The sequence below is a fragment of the Methylobacterium nigriterrae genome (assembly GCF_037106235.1).
Lineage (GTDB): Bacteria > Pseudomonadota > Alphaproteobacteria > Rhizobiales > Beijerinckiaceae > Methylobacterium > Methylobacterium nigriterrae.
Map to the genome: position 1 here is coordinate 1 of NZ_JBAWTG010000018.1, position 16,843 is coordinate 16,843.

Annotated in this window: 17 protein-coding genes; 12 read left to right on the plus strand and 5 right to left on the minus strand. The window is 71.6% G+C overall.

From position 1 onward, the window contains the following. The 3 genes from WDW90_RS11975 to WDW90_RS11985 form a co-directional block, all read left to right on the plus strand. The coding region (locus tag WDW90_RS11975; RefSeq protein WP_336487611.1) for a hypothetical protein at positions 1–340 on the plus strand (340 nt) is incomplete at its 5' end. 147 nt (positions 341–487) lie between these two features. Further along, positions 488–754 carry a hypothetical protein gene (locus tag WDW90_RS11980; RefSeq protein WP_336487612.1) on the plus strand — a complete coding sequence of 89 codons (267 nt, stop codon included), beginning with the start codon at positions 488–490 and terminating at the stop codon, positions 752–754. 55 nt (positions 755–809) lie between these two features. Further along, on the plus strand, positions 810–2,639 hold the full coding sequence (locus WDW90_RS11985) for a DEAD/DEAH box helicase family protein (protein ID WP_336487613.1): 1,830 nt from the start codon (positions 810–812) through the stop codon (positions 2,637–2,639). Between the two features lie 4 nt (positions 2,640–2,643). Here the strand turns inward: WDW90_RS11985 and WDW90_RS11990 are convergent, their stop codons facing one another. Then, positions 2,644–2,949, minus strand: a complete 306-nt coding sequence (locus WDW90_RS11990; protein ID WP_336487614.1) for a hypothetical protein — start codon at positions 2,947–2,949, stop codon at positions 2,644–2,646. A 137-nt stretch (positions 2,950–3,086) separates the two neighbouring features. Here WDW90_RS11990 and WDW90_RS11995 point away from each other — a divergent pair, with 137 nt between their 5' ends. The 4 genes from WDW90_RS11995 (at position 3,087) to WDW90_RS12010 (ending at position 9,246) form a co-directional block, all read left to right on the plus strand. Continuing rightward, positions 3,087–3,509, plus strand: coding sequence for an FKBP-type peptidyl-prolyl cis-trans isomerase (locus WDW90_RS11995; RefSeq protein WP_336487615.1), 423 nt, complete (start codon positions 3,087–3,089; stop codon positions 3,507–3,509). 68 nt (positions 3,510–3,577) lie between these two features. After that, complete coding sequence (locus WDW90_RS12000) at positions 3,578–4,954, plus strand: Wadjet anti-phage system protein JetA family protein (protein WP_336487616.1); 1,377 nt, start codon at positions 3,578–3,580, stop codon at positions 4,952–4,954. Continuing rightward, positions 4,947–5,573, plus strand: coding sequence for a DUF4194 domain-containing protein (locus tag WDW90_RS12005; protein WP_336487617.1), 627 nt, complete (start codon positions 4,947–4,949; stop codon positions 5,571–5,573). The genes WDW90_RS12000 and WDW90_RS12005 overlap by 8 nt, the downstream gene beginning before the upstream one ends. A 232-nt stretch (positions 5,574–5,805) precedes the next feature. Continuing rightward, complete coding sequence (locus WDW90_RS12010; protein ID WP_336487618.1) at positions 5,806–9,246, plus strand: SbcC/MukB-like Walker B domain-containing protein; 3,441 nt, start codon at positions 5,806–5,808, stop codon at positions 9,244–9,246. Between the two features lie 200 nt (positions 9,247–9,446). Here WDW90_RS12010 and WDW90_RS12015 read toward each other — a convergent pair whose 3' ends face one another. Further along, positions 9,447–10,193 (minus strand): Crp/Fnr family transcriptional regulator, encoded by a 747-nt coding sequence (locus WDW90_RS12015; protein ID WP_336487619.1) that lies wholly within the window; start codon positions 10,191–10,193, stop codon positions 9,447–9,449. A 135-nt stretch (positions 10,194–10,328) separates the two neighbouring features. On the opposite strand from WDW90_RS12015, the gene WDW90_RS12020 reads away from it, so the two are divergent. After that, on the plus strand, positions 10,329–10,724 hold the full coding sequence (locus WDW90_RS12020; RefSeq protein ID WP_336487620.1) for a response regulator: 396 nt from the start codon (positions 10,329–10,331) through the stop codon (positions 10,722–10,724). Positions 10,725–10,735: 11 nt separating this feature from the next. Here the strand turns inward: WDW90_RS12020 and WDW90_RS12025 are convergent, their stop codons facing one another. Both WDW90_RS12025 and WDW90_RS12030 read right to left on the minus strand, forming a co-directional pair. Beyond that, entirely contained in the window at positions 10,736–10,999 is a 264-nt protein-coding gene (locus WDW90_RS12025; RefSeq protein ID WP_336487621.1) for a DUF6894 family protein, read from the minus strand. A gap of 453 nt (positions 11,000–11,452) precedes the next feature. Beyond that, positions 11,453–11,668: a hypothetical protein gene (locus tag WDW90_RS12030; protein ID WP_336487622.1), complete on the minus strand. Its 216-nt coding sequence runs from the start codon at positions 11,666–11,668 to the stop codon at positions 11,453–11,455. A gap of 448 nt (positions 11,669–12,116) precedes the next feature. Between WDW90_RS12030 and WDW90_RS12035 the strand changes: the two genes are divergently transcribed. The 3 genes from WDW90_RS12035 to WDW90_RS12045 are packed head-to-tail and all read left to right on the plus strand — an operon-like array spanning position 12,117 to position 14,273. Next, positions 12,117–13,256, plus strand: a complete 1,140-nt coding sequence (locus WDW90_RS12035) for a S1C family serine protease (RefSeq protein ID WP_336487623.1) — start codon at positions 12,117–12,119, stop codon at positions 13,254–13,256. A gap of 59 nt (positions 13,257–13,315) precedes the next feature. Further along, positions 13,316–13,561 carry a hypothetical protein gene (locus WDW90_RS12040; protein ID WP_336487624.1) on the plus strand — a complete coding sequence of 82 codons (246 nt, stop codon included), beginning with the start codon at positions 13,316–13,318 and terminating at the stop codon, positions 13,559–13,561. Positions 13,562–13,565: 4 nt separating this feature from the next. After that, positions 13,566–14,273 (plus strand): DnaJ domain-containing protein, encoded by a 708-nt coding sequence (locus tag WDW90_RS12045; RefSeq protein WP_336487625.1) that lies wholly within the window; start codon positions 13,566–13,568, stop codon positions 14,271–14,273. A gap of 145 nt (positions 14,274–14,418) precedes the next feature. Here WDW90_RS12045 and WDW90_RS12050 read toward each other — a convergent pair whose 3' ends face one another. Beyond that, complete coding sequence (locus WDW90_RS12050; protein WP_336487700.1) at positions 14,419–15,918, minus strand: serine hydrolase; 1,500 nt, start codon at positions 15,916–15,918, stop codon at positions 14,419–14,421. A gap of 299 nt (positions 15,919–16,217) precedes the next feature. On the opposite strand from WDW90_RS12050, the gene WDW90_RS12055 reads away from it, so the two are divergent. Continuing rightward, positions 16,218–16,550: a phasin family protein gene (locus tag WDW90_RS12055; protein ID WP_336487626.1), complete on the plus strand. Its 333-nt coding sequence runs from the start codon at positions 16,218–16,220 to the stop codon at positions 16,548–16,550. Positions 16,551–16,843: the final 293 nt, after the last annotated feature.

Here is a 16,843-nt window from a genome sequence, read left to right on the forward strand (position 1 = left end):
GAAACCGCCCGCCGCCCCCGCACCAACCCGCGCCGAAAACCCGCCCCGAGCCAGGCCAAACCCCAACGCCCCAAAACGCAAACGGCGGCAAACCTGCAATCGGTCCGTGCGCAGGGAACAACGTTCGCTGGCATGCAATATTCCAGAACGTGGGGCAGGCATGCTTGCGGCCGCCTGCCGGGCAGGCCTCGCCATCGTCCAGGACGGGACGCGTCGGGACGAGATCGCGATCCTGCTGTTGGTCGCTCTCGGCCTGTTCTCGTCCTTTGTCGCGATCTTCGGCGACAGTTCCGACGTTTCGCGCATCTTTCTCGACGCGGCCCAAGCCTATCAGAACTGAGTGCCCGCCGAGTGCGAGGCCCGGTATTCGATTGCTTAGCGTGAATCGTCATCCCGTTACACGTTGCGCGGGTCTTGGCAGGCCGGCGCGCAGGGTTCATCCTCGCCGCGAAGAGCCGCGTCAGCGGCCACACGCGGAGGTGCGTCCATGCTGTCGAACAGTCGTCTGGTGAAATCCGCCTGGATCGCCGTCGAGGTGACCCGGGAGCGCGCCGAGCGCGTGCTCGTCGTCGAGACCTACATCGCCGTCAGCCCGCTCGAGCAGAATTACGATTCCGGCAAGTACGAGAAGGTGGTGGATTGCGTCCGCCAAGTGCTGGCCAAGAATCCCGAGATAGACCGGGCCTCGATCCTCAGCATGCACCGCAGTTCGAGCTGCACCAGCCTGTTCCGGGCCGAGCCCGCCGCCGCCTGAGGCGCAGCCCGGCCGGTGGGCCGGGAGCGCGACGCTGCGAGAACTGCGAGGGCCCATGTCGGCATCGGGCACGATCGCCGAGCGCGAGACGGCCGGTCGGGGATCCCTCGGGCGGGGTCCCTGGAATCCGGGCATCGAATCCGCCCTGCCGCGGGCCTTCCTGCCGCTCGCCTCCCTGTACCGGCCCGAGAACGTCTCGACCCGTCTCGACGACGCGCTGGAGCTGAGCGCGTTCTCCGGCCTGCCGCTACAGGACCTTGTCGCCTTCCGGCCCGAGCGCCTCGTCGTGCACGCGCTCCTGATCCGCGTGATGGCGGATCTCTCGGTGCCGGTTGGGGAGAAGTACGCCGACCTCGGCGTCAACTTCCGGCGGATCGTCGCGACGATCCTCTCGGATTTCATCGAGCCGCACGAGGCGGAGATCAGGGACGCCTTCGAGGCGGTGCGGGCGGAAGCCGATTCCATCCTCGAGCGGGAGATCGCCGCGATCCTGTCGCCGCCGGGCCCCGAGCCTGTCTCCGAGAAGACCGGATCCTGGCGGGCGTGGCTCGGCCTCGGTTCCCGCGCGCCCGCGCCCGCGCCGGCCCGCGCCGAGTCCACCGAGGAGCGGGCCTCGCGCCACCTCGCGGCGTGGCGTGCCCGCGAGGCCGCCGACGAGGCGTCGCTCGCGGCCTGTGCCAGCGCCGCCCTGCAGCGGGTCGTCTCCGCCATCATTCGCCATCGCGGCAAGCTCATGGGCGACCGCGCGCTCCTGCGCTCCCTCGCCTGCACGCTCGTGACGAACGATTATGGCAGCCGCCGGATCGGGAGCCTGATCGAGCCCTGGTTCCGGGAGGCGGTGGCGCGGGAGGGCTACCATGTCCTGGCGGCCCAGGAGCACCCGATCGTCATGAACGTGAAGGGCGCCTCGGCCTCCGGCAAGAGCACGATGCGCCCGCTGCAGCGGGCGCTCGCGGGACGCATCGGCGTCGCCTGGTCGGACTTCGCCGTGATCACGCCGGACATCTGGCGGAAGTACTTGCTCGACTACGACGCCCTCGGGCCGGCGCGCGGCTATGCCGGCACGCTGACGGGCCACGAGGTCGAGATCGTCGACAAGAAGCTCGACCGCTACATGGCGCGCAAGGCCGGCGAAGGGCGGATGTCGCATCTGCTGATCGACCGCTTCCGCTTCGACAGCTTCAACGCCGATGCCAGCAGCGAGGACGGCAGCCAGCTCCTCACCCGGTTCGGCCATCTCGTCTTCATGCTGTTCATGATCACGCCCCCGGACGCGACGGTGGAGCGGGCCTGGAAGCGGGGCGAGCAGTTCGGCCGCTACAAGGCCGTCGATGACCTCCTGGCGCACAACGTCGAGGCCTATACCGGCATGCCGCGCCTGTTTTTCACCTGGGCGCTCAAGGCCGAAAAGCGCGTCCACTACGAGTTCCTCGACAACAGCGTTCCGGAAGGCGAGCGCCCGCGCACCGTCGCCTTCGGGGTGAACGGCGTGATGACGATCCTCGACCTGAAGTTCCTGCTCGACGTCGACCGCTTCCGGAAGATCAACATCGACGCGGGCGAGCCCGGCGCCGTCTACCCGGATGCGGGCGCCATGGCGCCCGAGCGCAACACCGACTTCCTGCGCCAGTGCGCCCGCCGAATGGCAACGATCCGCTTCGCCGAGCACGGGACCGGACGGGTCTATGCCCGCCTCGACGGAGGGCGCCTGCGCTGCCTCGACCGGGAGGCCTATGCCCGCGCGCTCGGCGATCCGGACATGCGTGCGGCCTTCGCGGCGCTCGGCGGAGAGCGCCTGTGCGAGGATGCGGCGCCCGAGACTGCCGCCGAGACGATCCGGCGCGACGAGACCGAGACGCTCGGCGCCTGGGGCGGATGCCGCTGAGCGCTCAGGATTTCCGCCACGCCTGAAAGCGCGCCCATCGCGTCTCGATCCAGCGCGCCGCCCTCTCCATCGGCACCTTGAGCCCCGGCACGTCCTGCGCGAGCAGCGCGAGCCCGAGGGGCAGCATCCAGAGACCGAGCACCGGCAGGATGGAGAAGATGCCGCCGAGGATCAGCAGGAACGCGGCGATCAGGCGGATCCAGAGGCGGGAGGGCTCGCGCAGCCAGTCGACGCCCCGGCGCAGGGTGTCGGGCATCTTCTCGGACAGGCGCGTGACGCGCGCGTCCCAATCCTCGGCCGTGACGCTCATCGGTCCGACTTCCTCCGTCAAAGGCGGGGAAACGCGCGAGCGTCGCGAAGCGCTCCGCACGGGGCCGGCTGGCGTCCGGAGGCCCGAGCCCGTAAGAGGCGCGCGAAGGCCCGCGCCGCCGGGCTATCGGAGGAAGCATGCCTCGCCCGTTCCTTTCCCTCGCCGGAGCCGCGCTGATCGCCATGACCGCAACCGCAAACGCCGCCGACTACGTCACCCTGCCGTCGGGCCTGAAATACAAGGACGAGGTGGTGGGCACCGGCCCCGAGCCGAAGGCCGGCCAGAAGGTCACCGTCCAGTACACGGGCTGGCTCGACCAGGGCGGCGAGAAGGGCAAGAAGTTCGATTCCTCGCGCGACCGCAACCAGCCCTTCACCTTCACCCTCGGCCAGGGCCAGGTGATCCAGGGCTGGGACGTCGGCGTCGCCACCATGAAGACGGGCGGCAAGCGCACCCTCGTGATCCCGCCCGATCTCGGCTACGGTGCCCGCGGCGCCGGCGGCGTCATCCCGCCGAACGCCACGCTGATCTTCGACGTCGAGCTGCTCGGCGCCAAGTAGGCCAGCGCCGAGTAGGTCGGCGTCACGCGGCATAGACGGGCGGGCCCGGTCCCGGCGGGGGCGACACGATGCTGTTCACGCACCTCGCCGACGACCTCTTCCGGCCTCTCGCCTCTCCGAGCCGCGCCTTCAACGCGGCGCTCCTCCTGCACCTGCACCGGCGCGTCATGGGCGCGTCGGTGGAGCCGATCCGCAAGAGCGAGCTCCTCGCGGCGATCGGCGATTTCGCGGCCGGATGGACGCAGGCGCAGATCGCCGACGACGAAACAACGCCCGTCGACCCCGCGGAGCGGCGCTCGGCCCTCTACCGGCGCTTCACGGAATCCGGCTGGCTCGTGGAGCGGCGCGAGCGCTACGTGCCCGTGGTCGATTTCGATCCCGAGGCGCGCCTTCTGCTCGAGGAGCTGTCGCGCCTCGACCGCGGCGAGACCCGCTCCTATGGCGGCGCCGTCCTCGACGTGCTCGGCAGCCTCGAGAGCGCGGTGGCCAACCCCTCCGACCGCTCGGAGGCGCTCTCGAACGCGGCCAAATCCGCCCGCACCTTCCTCGGTCACGTGCGCTCGCTCGCCGGCTCGATGCGCAAGATCGAGGAGCGGATCCTGCGCGAGGAGGACCTGCGGGCGGCCTTCCGGCTCTATTTCGAGGATTTCGTCGAGCGCCACCTGATCAGCGACTACCGGACGCTGCACACCCGCTTCAACCCGTTCCGCTTCCGCTCCGCGATCGTGCGTGAGGCGGGCCAGGCGCTGCGCGACGCCCTGCTGATCCGCGGGCTCGCCGAGGCGCTGGTGCGCGAGGGGCGCGCCCCGGACCTCGCTTCGGCCGAGCGCAGGGTGCGGGTCGACCTCGCCGAGATCCTGGCGGTGTTCGAGGGACTTGACCGGCATCTCGAGGCCGTCGACGACATCGTCGCGCGGCTCGAGCGGCGCATCGCCTCGGCCGTGCGCTACCTGGACCGGCCGGATTCCCTCGGCATCGAGCGCAGTGCGGCGGCCCTGCGGGCGGCCGGCGCCGCCGCGGAGGCTCCGGATCTCCCGGCCGGCCTCTCGCTCCTGCGCCCGCCGATCGGCGAGGCGCATCTCTACACCCCGCGCCTGCGCCGGCCGCCGATCGAATCCGAACCCCTGCCGGAGATCCGGCTCGACCCTGCGATCGAGGCCTTCGTCAACGCCAAGGCGGAGTTCCGCCGCCGAACGACCGTCACCCCCGACACGATCGCGGCCTTCCTGGAGGTCAAGCTCGGGCAGAGGGCGGCGATCCGCGGCTCCGAGATCCCGGTGGCGGATGTCGACGAGTTCGTGATCTTCCAGCGCCTGCGCGAGATCGACGTCCTGTTCGACGGGCACCTGATGGAGCGCTACGCCCTGTCGCGCACGGACGGCCGCGTCTCGAACGGCTGGCTCGAATGCCCGGACTTCGTGGTGGAGCGGCGCCCCCATGCTTGAGCCCTTCCGCGCCATCATCGACGGCGACGAGCCGCCGCCCCCGGGCGCCCGCGCGCCGGACGCGGACGAACTCGCCCGTGCCCTCCAGGTGATGCTGAAGGGTCAGGTGATCTACAGCGACACGCCGGGCATCGGCCGCTCCTACGAGCTTGCCCGCCACTACGCGCCCTTCTTCAAGGACTACTTCGCCTGCCTCGGCTACGCCTTCGAGGTCTCGCACCGGGACCAGATGGTCTCGCTGCGGCTGCCGCCCGGTGGCGTGCGCCACGACATGGCCTCGGAGCGCCTGCGCAAGGACGAGACCCTGGTGCTGCTCGCCCTGCGGCTCGCCTACGAGGAGGGCCTGCGCGACCACCGAGTCACCACGGACGGCCTCGTCGAGTGCACCACCGACGACATCGCCGACCGCATCCGCACCGCGGCGCGCACGGAGCCGCCCGAGGAGGCGCGCCTCGTCGAGATCCTGCGCCTGTTCTCCCGCCGCGGCGCTCTTCGGCTCGGCGAGCGCGACCGCAGCGAGCGGGTCACGCCCCTCGCCGTGCTGCCGGGCATCGCCGTGGTCGCGCCCGATGCCTGGCTCGATGCGATCCGGGCCTGGGCGGAGGCGGGGGAGGTCTGAGAGAGACATCCTCCGCACGGGCGAGCGGGTCTGTCTCGCGCCGCCGCGGACCCCGGCGAGCTCGTCCGCGGCCGGCCCCGGACGGTGCGGCGGCGCGCGGACCGAGGAGGCGGGAGGGCTGCCCGGCCGCCTCATTCGCCCGCACCCGTGTCCCGGCTGCCCTTGTCTCGCCGGGAATCTCCGGCCAACTGGGCGCTCCTGACCTCGCGCCGTCCCGGCCGGACCATCCGGTTTGTACCTCCTCACCGACATCGCCCTGTCCAACTGGTACCTCATCCGGCGCGAGCAGATCCGGATCCGGGGGGCGGCGGCGCTCGTCGGGCCGACGGGGGCGGGCAAATCCACGATTTTCGACGCGGTCGGCACGGTGCTGGCCGGCAACAACGCGAGCCGGCTGGCGCTGAACGCCTCGGCTTCCGGCCGGAGCGCCCGGACCGTGCGCGACTATTGCCTCGGCTGGATCAGCGACCCGGCCGAGGGCGGGCGCCCGACCCGGGAGGCTTGCGAGACGGTGATCTGCCTGACCTTCGAGAACGAGGTCACAGGCCGCATCGTCTCCTTCGGCCTCGCGCTCGCCGCCCGCTCCGACGAGCAGAAGGAGGAGGTGCTCTCCCGCTTCATCGCGACGGGCCACCGCTTCGAGATCGCCGACTACGCCCGCACGACGCATGAGGGCAGCTTCACCGCGCCCTGGGCCGAGATCGCCGCGGACCTGCGGGCGCGCGCCGAGCGCTTCGAGGAATTCCGCACCTCGGGCGAGCGCTTCACCGCCGAGGTGCTGGCGACGCTCCGCGAGGGCGCGCCCGCGCCGGATCCGCGCCACTTCCTGCGCACGTTCTCGAATGCCGTCGCGTTCAAGCCAATCTTCGATTCGAGCGCCTTCGTGCGCTCCTTCGTGCTCGATCCCGAGCCACTCGACGTCGCCCGGATCCGCCAATCCGTCGAGAACTGGCGGCGCCTGCTGGAAACGATCGAGGAGCTCGAGGCGAAGCTGCAGCGTCTCGGCCGCCTCGTCACCCGCTACGAAGCCTGGGGCGACGGGGTGCTCGCCGCCGCGACGCACGAGGCCCGCGCGGCCTTCGCGGACCTGCGCCGGCGCAGCCTCGACTTCGTGGCGATCCGCACGCGGCTGCGCGACGGCAGCGAGGCGCTGCGAATCGCCCGCGAGAGCGTGCGCTCAAGCCAGGGCTTCGTGCGGGAGATCGACGGGGAGATCGCCGAGCGCAAGGCCCTCGTCGCGGGCAGCGCCCAGGAGGGGCGTCTCGCCGCCTCGAATGCCGGCCTCGCCATGCTGGAGCGGGACCGGCGCGAGCTGGCCGCCCGCGTCGCCGACCTCGTCGGCCTCGTCCAGCAGATGGGCAGGCTCAGCGCGGTGGCGGCGACGCTCCGGCAGGCCGCGCCGCAGGCCGCCCGCCTCGCGGAGGCCTGCGCCCGTTCCGGCCTGCGCAAGGAAGCGCCCCTCGACGAGACCCTGCGGGCGGATGGACTCCTGGCCAGCCTCCTCGACGGGCTCGCGCGGCTGCCCGCCTTCGACGAGGCCCTTGACCGGGCCGCGGAGGACGCGGCGCTGAAGGCCCGCGCCGAGGAGCTCGAGGCGGAGCGCACCGCCCCGCCGGTCGGCGGCGGGGGCGCGGCTGCGCGCCTGTCCTCCGACACGCTCGCGTTCCGGGCCGAGCTCGCACGCCGCGGCATCGACGGCGTGCCGATCTGCGAGCTCGCCGAGATCGTCGATCCGGTCTGGGGACCGGCGCTGGAGGCCCTGCTCGGGCGGGCGCGGGAGGCCCTGGTCGTCTCGCCCGACCGCCTCGAGGAGGCGCTCGGCATCCTGCAGGCCGGCCGCAACCAGTTCCACCGCTGCATCCTCGTCAAGACCACCGACACGGCGCGTCAGCGGGCACGGCGCTTCGACGAGGGGGCGCTGTCGATGATCGAGACGCGGGACGCCCATGCCGAGGCCTTCCTCGCCGTACGGCTCGGCGGCTACGATCTTGCCGAGAACGACGCGCAGCTCGCCCGGATGAGCCGGGCGGTAGCGCCGAGCGGGCGCACAACCGCCGGCATGGCCTACTCGGTGACGCGCTCGGTCGACCTCCTGATGACCCGCGGCCAGCAAGGTCCGACCCCGGAGAGCCGGCGCCGGCACGAGGCCGCGGTGGCGGAGGCGCGGCGCCTGCGCCAGGAGGCGTCGCTCCTGCGCGAGGCCGCCCGGGCGGCGGCGCAGATCCGCGCCCGCATCGCGCGGGGCGACCTCGACGTCGACGCGCTTCGGGAGGAGGCCGACGGCATCGAGGGACGCCGCCGGACGCTCGCCACCGAGCGCGAGGCCATCGAGAAGCGCGATACCGACGGGCTCGCGGCCGAGATCAAGGCGCTGAACGCCGAGCGCGTCGCCTATCTGCGCGAACTCGCCGAGGTGCTCGAGCCGAAGCTCGACGCGCTGCTCAGCGAGGAGGCGCAGCTTCGGGCGCGCCTCGCCTCCGGCAGGGAGGCCGTCCGTGCCGCCCTGTCGGCGCGACGCGGCGCCCTGAACCGTCTGCGAGGCGGTGATGCCCAGCGCGTGCGCCTCGCCCGCGCGCAGGCCCTCGACCCGGCCGAGGCGGCCTGCATCCGGCACGATTTCGCGGGGCTCGACGCGAAGGCGGTCAGCGCGCTCGCGGCGGCCGAGCGGAATGCCGCCCGCGAGGCCGGCGAGAGCGCGCGCTCGCACGGGCGCGCAGCCGAGCGGGACCTCGCCGAATACTGCGCGCAGTGGCGCATCGAGAACCCGCTCGCCAAGGGCGATGCCCTCGCGACCTCCGGCTACGACTGGGCGCGGCGCGAGCACGACGAGGTGGCGGGCCACGAGCTGCGGCGCTACCGCGCCCAGGCCGAGCGCGCCGAGGGCGAGATGCGCCGCCTGATGACCGAGGACCTGCTGACGCGCCTTGCCGACAAGTTCGAGCGGGTCCGGGCCCGCCTCGACGCGCTGAACGAGCGCCTCTCCTCCCAGACCTTCACGGGCCAGACCTACGCCTTCGAGGCCACCGTCGACCGGCGCTACGCTGCCGTCCACGCCCTCGCCACGGAGGTCGCGCGCTCGCCCGATGCGGCCCAATCCCTGCTGCCCGCGGCCGGGGAGGGACCGATGGCGGCGGCGCTGGAGGAGATCTCGGAGCTGATCGCCGGCAGCGAGGACGCGGCGCGGCTCGCCGATTACCGCAACTACTTCGTCTACGAGATCGGCATGCGGGACCGCGCGGGCAACCGCACCACCATGTCGAGCCGGGCGCTGCGCGGCTCGGGCGGCGAGGCCCAGGCGCCGTTCTATGTGGCGATCGCGGCCTCGCTCGCGAGCGCCTACTACCCGGGCGACCGGCCCGGCGACGAGAATCCCGGGCTCGGCCTGTGCCTCCTCGACGAGGCCTTCTCGAAGCTCGACGTGCGCAACTCGCAAGGGCTCGTCGATCTCTACCGGGCCTGGGGACTGCAACTCCTGATCGCGGCGCCCGAGGACAAGCGCACCACCCTCACGGAGGTGATGGACACGATCGTCACGGTCTACAAGAGTCCGGACCTGTCCTCGGTGCGGATTGAGTCCGAGCATCCGCTCGAGGCGGCCAAGCGCGCGCTCGCGGCGATCAATCCGGAGCGGCAGGGCATCGAGCGGTTCCGGGAGCGCGACGCGGCGGAGTGAGGCGCGCGGGGAAGTGCGAAAAAGGCACCGCCGGCTCAAGCGATCGGGGGAAAGTTCGACCGGCGGTGCCAGCCGGACGAGAGGGGGGTTGGCTCCTCCGGCCATCCCATGCCTACGGCCCGCCGCCGAGGGGAGCATTCACATACGTGAAGAGGGGCTGAGAAACTCGGTGACCGGGCCTCCTGCGTCCGCCGGGAACCCTACCGCGCATCGTTGGCGTCGAGCGTCCGGCCCTCGCGGTCGAGATGCAGATAGGCCGCGTTGAACAGTGCGACCGCCTGCAGCCTCTGCAGGTCGTGAATCGTCAGGACGCGCCCCTTCAGCGAGATCAGTCCCGATCCACGCAACTCCTGGAGGACCCGGTTGACATGGACGTTCGAGAGGCCGGTGGCCTCGCCGAGATCGACTTGCGTGAGGGGCAGCTCGCAGCTCGGCCCGTCGGTTAGGCCGACGGCGCGCAGGCGCAGGAACAGCTCGCACAGGAGATGCCCGAGGCGTTCGACGGCGGTGCGCTGGCCGAGGCTGACGGTCCATTCCCGCTGGACCGCCGCCGTGACGAGCATCGTCCAGATCAGGGCCCGGGCGAGGCGCGGGCTTGCATCGACGATGTCCTGAAGGGTGTCGCGCGCGATCTCGGCGATCGTTACCGGCGTGAGCGTGGCGAGCGAGTGGTCCATCTCGCGGACGGCGAAGGCATGCGGGTCGCAGGTATCGCCGGGAAGGAAGAAGGCGATGATCTGGCGGCGCCCGTCCGCGAGGGTCTTGTAGCGGCAGGCCCACCCGTCGAGAACGAGGCTGACGTCGCGGGGCGGATCGCCCTCCACGACGATGTCCTCGCGTGGACCGAGGCGGCGAACGCGCTGGGACGCCGCTGTGGCCAGGAGGCGCTTGTCGTCGTGTGACAACCGCACAAAACACTCCAGCCTGCGGATGAGTGGGTTTTCCATTGGCATGACCCCTGACGATCCGCAGCGCGTCGTCATGCCCTTAGACGCTTCGCCACGAAGGGGGCTTAACGTGCGTTATTTCAACGGCCCGCGCCGCCCCTTACTGCGGGCGAAGCGGGAGACGAGGCGGATTCGATGAGCGGTTCTGCGTGCCCCGCCGACCTGAACCGCGCGCGCGTGCTCGTGGTCGAGGACGAGTTCTTCCTTGCCGACGATCTCGCCCGTACGCTCGCTCGGTTCGGAGCGGACGTGGTGGGTCCGGTGGCGAGCGTCGGCGAGGCCCTCGACATCGTGGCCAGCGAAGCGCTCGACGCCGTCGTGCTCGACATCAATCTCCAGGGCGAGATGGCCTACCCGATCCTCGACGCGTTGCAGGCCCGCGGCACACCCCTCGTCATCGCCACGGGCTACGACCGGGGCGAGATCCCGTCGGCCTACGCGCAGCTTCCGCGCTGGGAGAAGCCGTTCAGCTACGACGCGCTGGTGGCGACGCTGCCCGCCCTCATGCGGCGCGGCGGCAGCGGCGATTGAGGCGGCGGGGCTCAGTGCAGAATCGGCGGACCGGGCGCCTCGATCCATCGGCTCGTCACGGAAGCGAAGGACAGGTGCAGGACGAGGCGCTGCTCGCAATCCTCCACCGCGAAAGCGCTGCGGCTCCAGTCGCCGACCCAGCCCGTCTCGTCGATCAGCCGGCGGGCGAGGCCGGCGGCATGCCCGAGGATATGCGCCGGGTCGCCGATCTCGACGCCCTCGTCGTCCCGGGTGAAGGTGCGGCCGGTCTGGAAATGGAAGAAGTAGCGGGCCATCGCGGTCTCCTGTCCGGACCTGCCGGAACAACGAGGCTAGCGCGGCGGCAGATCGACGTCCTTTACGTCTGCTAAAGATCAGACATCCGAAGCAATGGTGTTTCCGGAGCGCTTCGGGCTGCTTCCCGCCGCGCTTCATGTATGTAAATGCGCAACAAATCGGATTTCGAAAGTCTCGGCGCGTCGGATTCGTTTCCTCGTCCGACAGGCTCCGTCGGCTGTTCCTGCCCACATCCTGCCGACGGAGCCGCCTCGTCCACCGATCGCCCTCCGTGCTCGGTCCGGGCGCTCGGCGCGGCCCCGGCATCCGGCCGGCACCGTGCCGGCGGGCCCGCGCTCACGACCGGGCCGCAGGCTTCCGAGGCGCTCGCGCGGGCCGTGCTGCGGCGAGGGCAGGGGCCGCCGGCGGCTCGTCGCCGCCGAACCATTGTCCCCGCAATCCTCGCTCCGCGCTCAGTTCAGGTAGGTGCGGATCCAGTTCGGGGAGAGGATCTCGCCCTCCTCGGTGATGATCCAGGGCTGCTTGGCGGGATCGCTCAGGGCGCCGGCCGCGGCGGCGATCGCCTCGCGCAGCGTGTCGAACCGCTCAGGATGCGCCAGCGGTGAGCTCGCCGGCACGGTGCGCCAGATCGTCAGATCGGCGGGTCGTTCGAGAGCTTCGGTTTCCATGTCCAAATCGTCCTTCCGAACCATGTTCGTCCGCGCCGGTCCGGCCGTTCGACCGAGGAGGCGGGCCAGCCAGGGCGGACCATGCTTGCCCGAGAATGGAAGCATCTCTGGGGCGGCTTTGCGATCATTCCAGCCGCATTGCTGCGGCGAGACACACTATTGACGCAAGTTACACGCGGCGCTGTCCATGATTTTGACACAAACGACGCCGCGCCCGCTCCGGAAATGCTCTCCCTTCACTTGATGAAGATCGTGCACCCGAGGGGTGACCATTTCGTTAGCTTGAGTGCCGCGAGGCAACGGTGCGCTGTCACACCTCGGCGCTCATGCTTGACCAAGCGTTGAAGCCGGCAGCCTGAACGCCCAGTTAAGGGCGGCCGTCTCCGGCGGGGCCGGCGGCCGCGTGTGTCTTTCCGGCCTCAGAGCAGGCCGCTTGGGGAGTCGTGTCGTGCCGGATCGGTTCGGGCGCATCGTGCTGGCGGCGGTGCTGGTGCTCCTCGCGCTCTACGTCGCGCAGCCCTACGTCACGGCCCTCCTGTTCTCCGCCGAGACGCCGCGCGCCGTCACCGCACGGGGCGACCTCGCGCCCGCCGAGGCGACCACCGTCGCGCTGTTCGAGCGGGCGAGCCCCTCCGTCGTTCACGTCTTCGCCCAGGCCGCCGCCCAGGGCCGGGCCCTGATGAGCCTCGACGACGAGGACGAGCAGGGCCAGGGGCAGCAGGGCGGTACCCAGACGGGGACCGGCTTCGTCTGGGACGCGGCCGGCCACGTCGTGACGAACAACCACGTGGTCCAGGCGGCCACGCAGTCGGGCGGCTCGATCTCGGTGCGCCTGTCCTCCGGCGAGGTGGTTCCGGCCCGCGTCGTCGGGACCGCGCCCGCCTACGACCTCGCCGTGCTGCAGCTCGGGCGGACCTCCGCGGCGCCGCCGCTCGCTATCGGCACGTCGGCGGACCTGAAGGTCGGCCAGTCCGTCTACGCCATCGGAAACCCGTTCGGCCTCGACCACACCCTCACGACGGGCGTGATCAGCGCCCTGCAGCGGCGACTGCCGACGGGAGAGGGGCGTGAGCTCTCCGGCGTCATCCAGACCGATGCGGCGATCAATCCCGGCAATTCCGGCGGTCCGCTCCTCGATTCCGCGGGCCGGCTGATCGGCGTCAACACGGCGATCTTCTCGCCGTCGGGAGCGAGCGCCGGCATCGGCTTCGCGGTTCCGGTCGACACCGTGAACCGGGTGGTGCCGGACCTCATCCGCAACGGGCGCGTACGCAATCCCGGCATCGGCATCATCGCCGGGCAGGAGGCGACCGCGGCCCGCCTCGGCATCGACGGTGTCGTGGTGCTGCGCGTGCTGCGCGGCTCGCCCGCCGCGCAGGCGGGCCTGCGCGGCGTCGATCCGCAGACGGGCGAGATCGGCGACGTGATCGTGGGCATCGGCACGACGCCGGTGCACAGGCTCGCCGACCTCACGGCGGCGATCCAGGCAGCGGGCCTCGCCCAGGCGATCGATCTGATCGTGGAGCGCGACGGCCGCACCCGCACCGTCCGGGTGACCACGGCGGACGTGGCGGAGAACCGGCTGTGATACCGTTTCCGATGAAGCCGTCCGGGATGGGCATCCCGACGGGACCGATCGGATGTCCCATGAGATCCTGCCTCGTCGCCGTCATGCTCCTCGCCGCGGTCCCGGCCCCGGCCGGCGAGCCCTCCGCCCGCCCGCGGCTCTGCCCCGAGGATGCGCCCGAGGGCGTCCGCCTGCCGCCCCGGCGCGGCTGCGACCGGCCCGGGGGCCGGACCGCGACCGCGCCGGACGGGTTCCGGGACCTTGGCAACGGCGTAAAGCTGAAGATCGGCGGGCGGGTCGGCGCCGAGTACGACGTGCGGCGCTAGAGCCGTGGCGCTCGTCCTCGGCCTTCTCGCCTGTCTCGGGCTGTGGTGGTTCTTGAGGAACCGCGGTCGCCTCGCCCCCTCGGTCACGAGCGTGCTGCCGCGGCGCGCCGGCGCCTGGAGCGCGCTCCTGCTCGCGGCCCTGCTCCTCGTCCGCGGCCAGTTCGGCCCGGCGCTCGTCCTCGGCCTCGCCGGCGTCTGGCTTCTCGAGGGGCCGGAGCGCCTCGGCCGTCGCCTGCGCGACCTCGTCGGCCGCCGGTCGGCGAACATGCGCCGCCGGTCCGCCGTGATCGAGCTGGAGATCCGGCCGGACGGCAGCCCGGGCGAGGGGGTCGTGCTCGCCGGCCCGCTCGCGGGGGAGCGCCTCGAGGCCCTGGCGCCCGCCGCGCTCCTCGACCTTCTCGCCCTGTGCCGCGCGCAGGATCCGGAGGGCGCGCGCCTGCTAGAGGCGTATCTCGACCGCTGGCACCCCGGCTGGCGTGTAGACGCTGAGCGCGATGGCGACGCGCGGCCGCGCCGCCCGCCGGACCCAGGGGCGATGACGCAGGAGGAGGCCTATCAGATCCTGGGGCTTCAGAGCGGGGCGACCCCAGAGGAGGTCCGGGCGGCCCACAGGGCTCTGATGAAGCGGCTTCACCCTGACCAGGGCGGAAGCGCCGAGCGCGCCGCGCGCGTCAACGCGGCTCGAGACAGGTTGTTGAACCGACATCGCTGAGACTCCACGCGCGTTGCCAGATGCTCACATCGCGCCGCATACGCCGCGGCGCCGTGCCGCCGGCGCGGGCGGCAGGCGCGTCTTGCGTCCGCTGCCGCGAATCTCGTCGGCGCGGCGGGACAGGGCCGCGCGGGGACCCGGATGCTCAGCTCCGGGTCGCGAAGCAGTTGAAGCCGCTGCGCTTCAGCACCTTGCAGGCATCCTGGGCCGAATCCTGCTCGGAAAAGCCCGAGAAGCGGGCCCGGTACAGGGTCGCACCGCCGTGCTCCACCTTGACCGTGTAGGGGGCCGCCTTGGCGAGGGTGCCGCCGCCGCTCCTGCGGGCATCCGCGAGCATCGACTTCGCCTTGTCCTCGTCGTCCATCGCACCGAGCTGGATCACCCAGGGAGTCGGCACGACGCGCGGGCCGGACAGCGCCTTCGGGGCCTCGGTGCGGGCGGGGCCGCCATCGACGGAGGCGAGGCGCGCCTCGGACTTGCCGGTTCCCGGGAAGGGAGCTTGCCCGCCGCCCGGCGCCGCGTAGGCCTGGGCCGCCTTCGGCAGGGCCTGCGGGCCGGGCTTCCAGCCCGGGCCGGCACTGCCGGGCGTAGTGGTGGCGCGGTTCGGGGTGATGTCGAGGGGCTGGCCGCGCGCCGTCGAGGCGGTGGTCTCGATCTCCTCGTCCTCCGCCGAGGCGACCTGGGTGCGGGTGCGCGAGACGGCATCGGCCACGACCGCCGGGCGCGTGCGCTCGGCGATCTCCGTGGTGGGCGCCGCCTGCCGGGCGCCCGCATAGGCACGCGGCAGGCTCGCCCGAACGAGGTCGGCCATGATCCGGTCGCGGCTCGCGCCCGACTTGCCGCCGAGCACGATCGCGACGATCTGGCGATCGTCGGACTTCGCCGCCGTCATCAGGTTGAAGCCCGAATCGCGGGTGTAGCCGGTCTTGATCCCGTCCACGCCCTCGACTCGGCCGAGGAGATGGTTGTGGTTGCCGATCACCCGCCCGCGGAAAGCGAAGGAGCGGGTCTGGAAGTAGCGGTAGTAGCGCGGGAAGCGGTCCTGGATCGCGCGTGCCAGGATCGTGAGGTCGCGCGCCGTGGTGACCTGATCCGCGTCCGGGAGGCCGGAGGCGTTGGCGTAGTTCGTCCGGCTCATGCCCAGAGCATGGGCCTTGGCGGTCATCAGCTGCGCGAAGCGCTCCTCGGAGCCCGCGATGTTCTCGCCGATGGCGCAGGCCACGTCGTTGGCCGATTTCGTGACGATGGCCTTGATGGCATCTTCAACCTCGATCGTGGAGCCGGGGCGCAGCCCGAGTTTCGAGGGGGCCTGCGCGGCCGCGCGGGCCGAGATCGTGAGCTCGGAATCGAGTGCGAAGCGACCCTTCTCCATCTGCTCGAAGAGCATGTAGAGGGTCATCACCTTGGTGATCGAGGCCGGGTGGCGCAGCGAATCCTCGTTGACCGCGTGGAGGGTCTTGCCCGTCTTCACGTCCACCACCATCGCGGCATAGGGCGGGTTGTAGCCGCCGCCTCCGCGGGCGTGGGCGTGGCCGTGGCGCCGGCGGGCCTCGGCGGGCGAGGCCAGAGCCGTGAGGACGGCCGCGGCGACCAGCGCGGCGGGAATGGCACGGGACGTCCGGGAGCCGCTCACTACGCTACGCATCACGACCGACCGCCCCTGACCCTCCGGCATCGCCGGTTTGCATCGCACCATCCAGGCGAGGGCCGCCGCACGCCGTGCCCTCGCAACGTCTGTCAAATACGGTAGGCCGACGCGGTTACGGGGCGGTTAATGGATTCGGGCGCTTTCGTGGTCTCTTATCGCACCGCAGCATAGACTTGACGCTTCATGTTGCAGTGCACATATTTGCCGCGCCGGCAGTCCGATTCGTAGGGGTCCGATCCGGCACCTTTGCAACGCGAACGCGGAAGGGGTGCCCGAACGGGCGCCGGAGACGAGACATGACCCAAGCCACCGAGAAGACCGAGGCCGCCCTCAAGACCGGCATGGACGCCGTGATGAAGAGCTTCGGCGCCGCCTCGAAGACCGCCCAGACCATCGGCGTCGAGTGGGTGGATTTCACCAAGCAGTCGTTCGAGCACACCGTCGCGACTGCCGAGAAACTCGCCAAGGCCGGCACGCTGGGCAAGGCGATGGAGATCCAAGCCGAGTACGTGAAGGGCTCCTACGAGCGCGGGCTCGCCCAGGCCGCGACGCTGCGCGACCTCTACGCGGCCCTCGCCAAGGACGTGGCGAAGCCCTTCGAGGGTCTGACCCTGACGAAGGCCGCCTGACGCCGAGGCCCGGCCGCGCCTCCTGCGGGCGGCCGGGACGCCCCGTCGAGGCGGATACCGGTTCGGCGCGGGCAGCGGGGGCCAGACGAGTACCCGAGGCGTGATCGGCCCGAGACGGTCGGGCATGGCTCGAGGATCATGCGAGGCGCCAGCCCGCCGCCCGCCCTCGCGTTGCCGTCGCCGCTCTGTTGCGGCGATCGCGCGCCGATTCCATGCGGGGTACGCCCATTGCGCAGGCGGCGCGGCGCCGACGATCGCAGGGACACCGCGACAGATACGGACAAGTGCGCGCA

What these genes read in the sequence shown, in the direction of transcription:
- WDW90_RS11980 (WP_336487612.1), top strand. Translation starts at nt 488, where the DNA reads ATGCTGTCGAACAGTCGTCTGGTGAAATCCGCCTGGATCGCCGTCGAG.
- WDW90_RS12050 (WP_336487700.1), bottom strand. Translation starts at nt 15,918, where the DNA reads ATGCGTAGCGTAGTGAGCGGCTCCCGGACGTCCCGTGCCATTCCCGCC.
- WDW90_RS11985 (WP_336487613.1), top strand. Translation starts at nt 810, where the DNA reads ATGTCGGCATCGGGCACGATCGCCGAGCGCGAGACGGCCGGTCGGGGA.
- WDW90_RS12005 (WP_336487617.1), top strand. Translation starts at nt 4,947, where the DNA reads ATGCTTGAGCCCTTCCGCGCCATCATCGACGGCGACGAGCCGCCGCCC.
- WDW90_RS12055 (WP_336487626.1), top strand. Translation starts at nt 16,218, where the DNA reads ATGACCCAAGCCACCGAGAAGACCGAGGCCGCCCTCAAGACCGGCATG.
- WDW90_RS11995 (WP_336487615.1), top strand. Translation starts at nt 3,087, where the DNA reads ATGCCTCGCCCGTTCCTTTCCCTCGCCGGAGCCGCGCTGATCGCCATG.
- WDW90_RS11990 (WP_336487614.1), bottom strand. Translation starts at nt 2,949, where the DNA reads ATGAGCGTCACGGCCGAGGATTGGGACGCGCGCGTCACGCGCCTGTCC.
- WDW90_RS12000 (WP_336487616.1), top strand. Translation starts at nt 3,578, where the DNA reads ATGCTGTTCACGCACCTCGCCGACGACCTCTTCCGGCCTCTCGCCTCT.
- WDW90_RS12020 (WP_336487620.1), top strand. Translation starts at nt 10,329, where the DNA reads ATGAGCGGTTCTGCGTGCCCCGCCGACCTGAACCGCGCGCGCGTGCTC.
- WDW90_RS12030 (WP_336487622.1), bottom strand. Translation starts at nt 11,668, where the DNA reads ATGGAAACCGAAGCTCTCGAACGACCCGCCGATCTGACGATCTGGCGC.
- WDW90_RS12015 (WP_336487619.1), bottom strand. Translation starts at nt 10,193, where the DNA reads ATGGAAAACCCACTCATCCGCAGGCTGGAGTGTTTTGTGCGGTTGTCA.
- WDW90_RS12025 (WP_336487621.1), bottom strand. Translation starts at nt 10,999, where the DNA reads ATGGCCCGCTACTTCTTCCATTTCCAGACCGGCCGCACCTTCACCCGG.
- WDW90_RS12040 (WP_336487624.1), top strand. Translation starts at nt 13,316, where the DNA reads ATGAGATCCTGCCTCGTCGCCGTCATGCTCCTCGCCGCGGTCCCGGCC.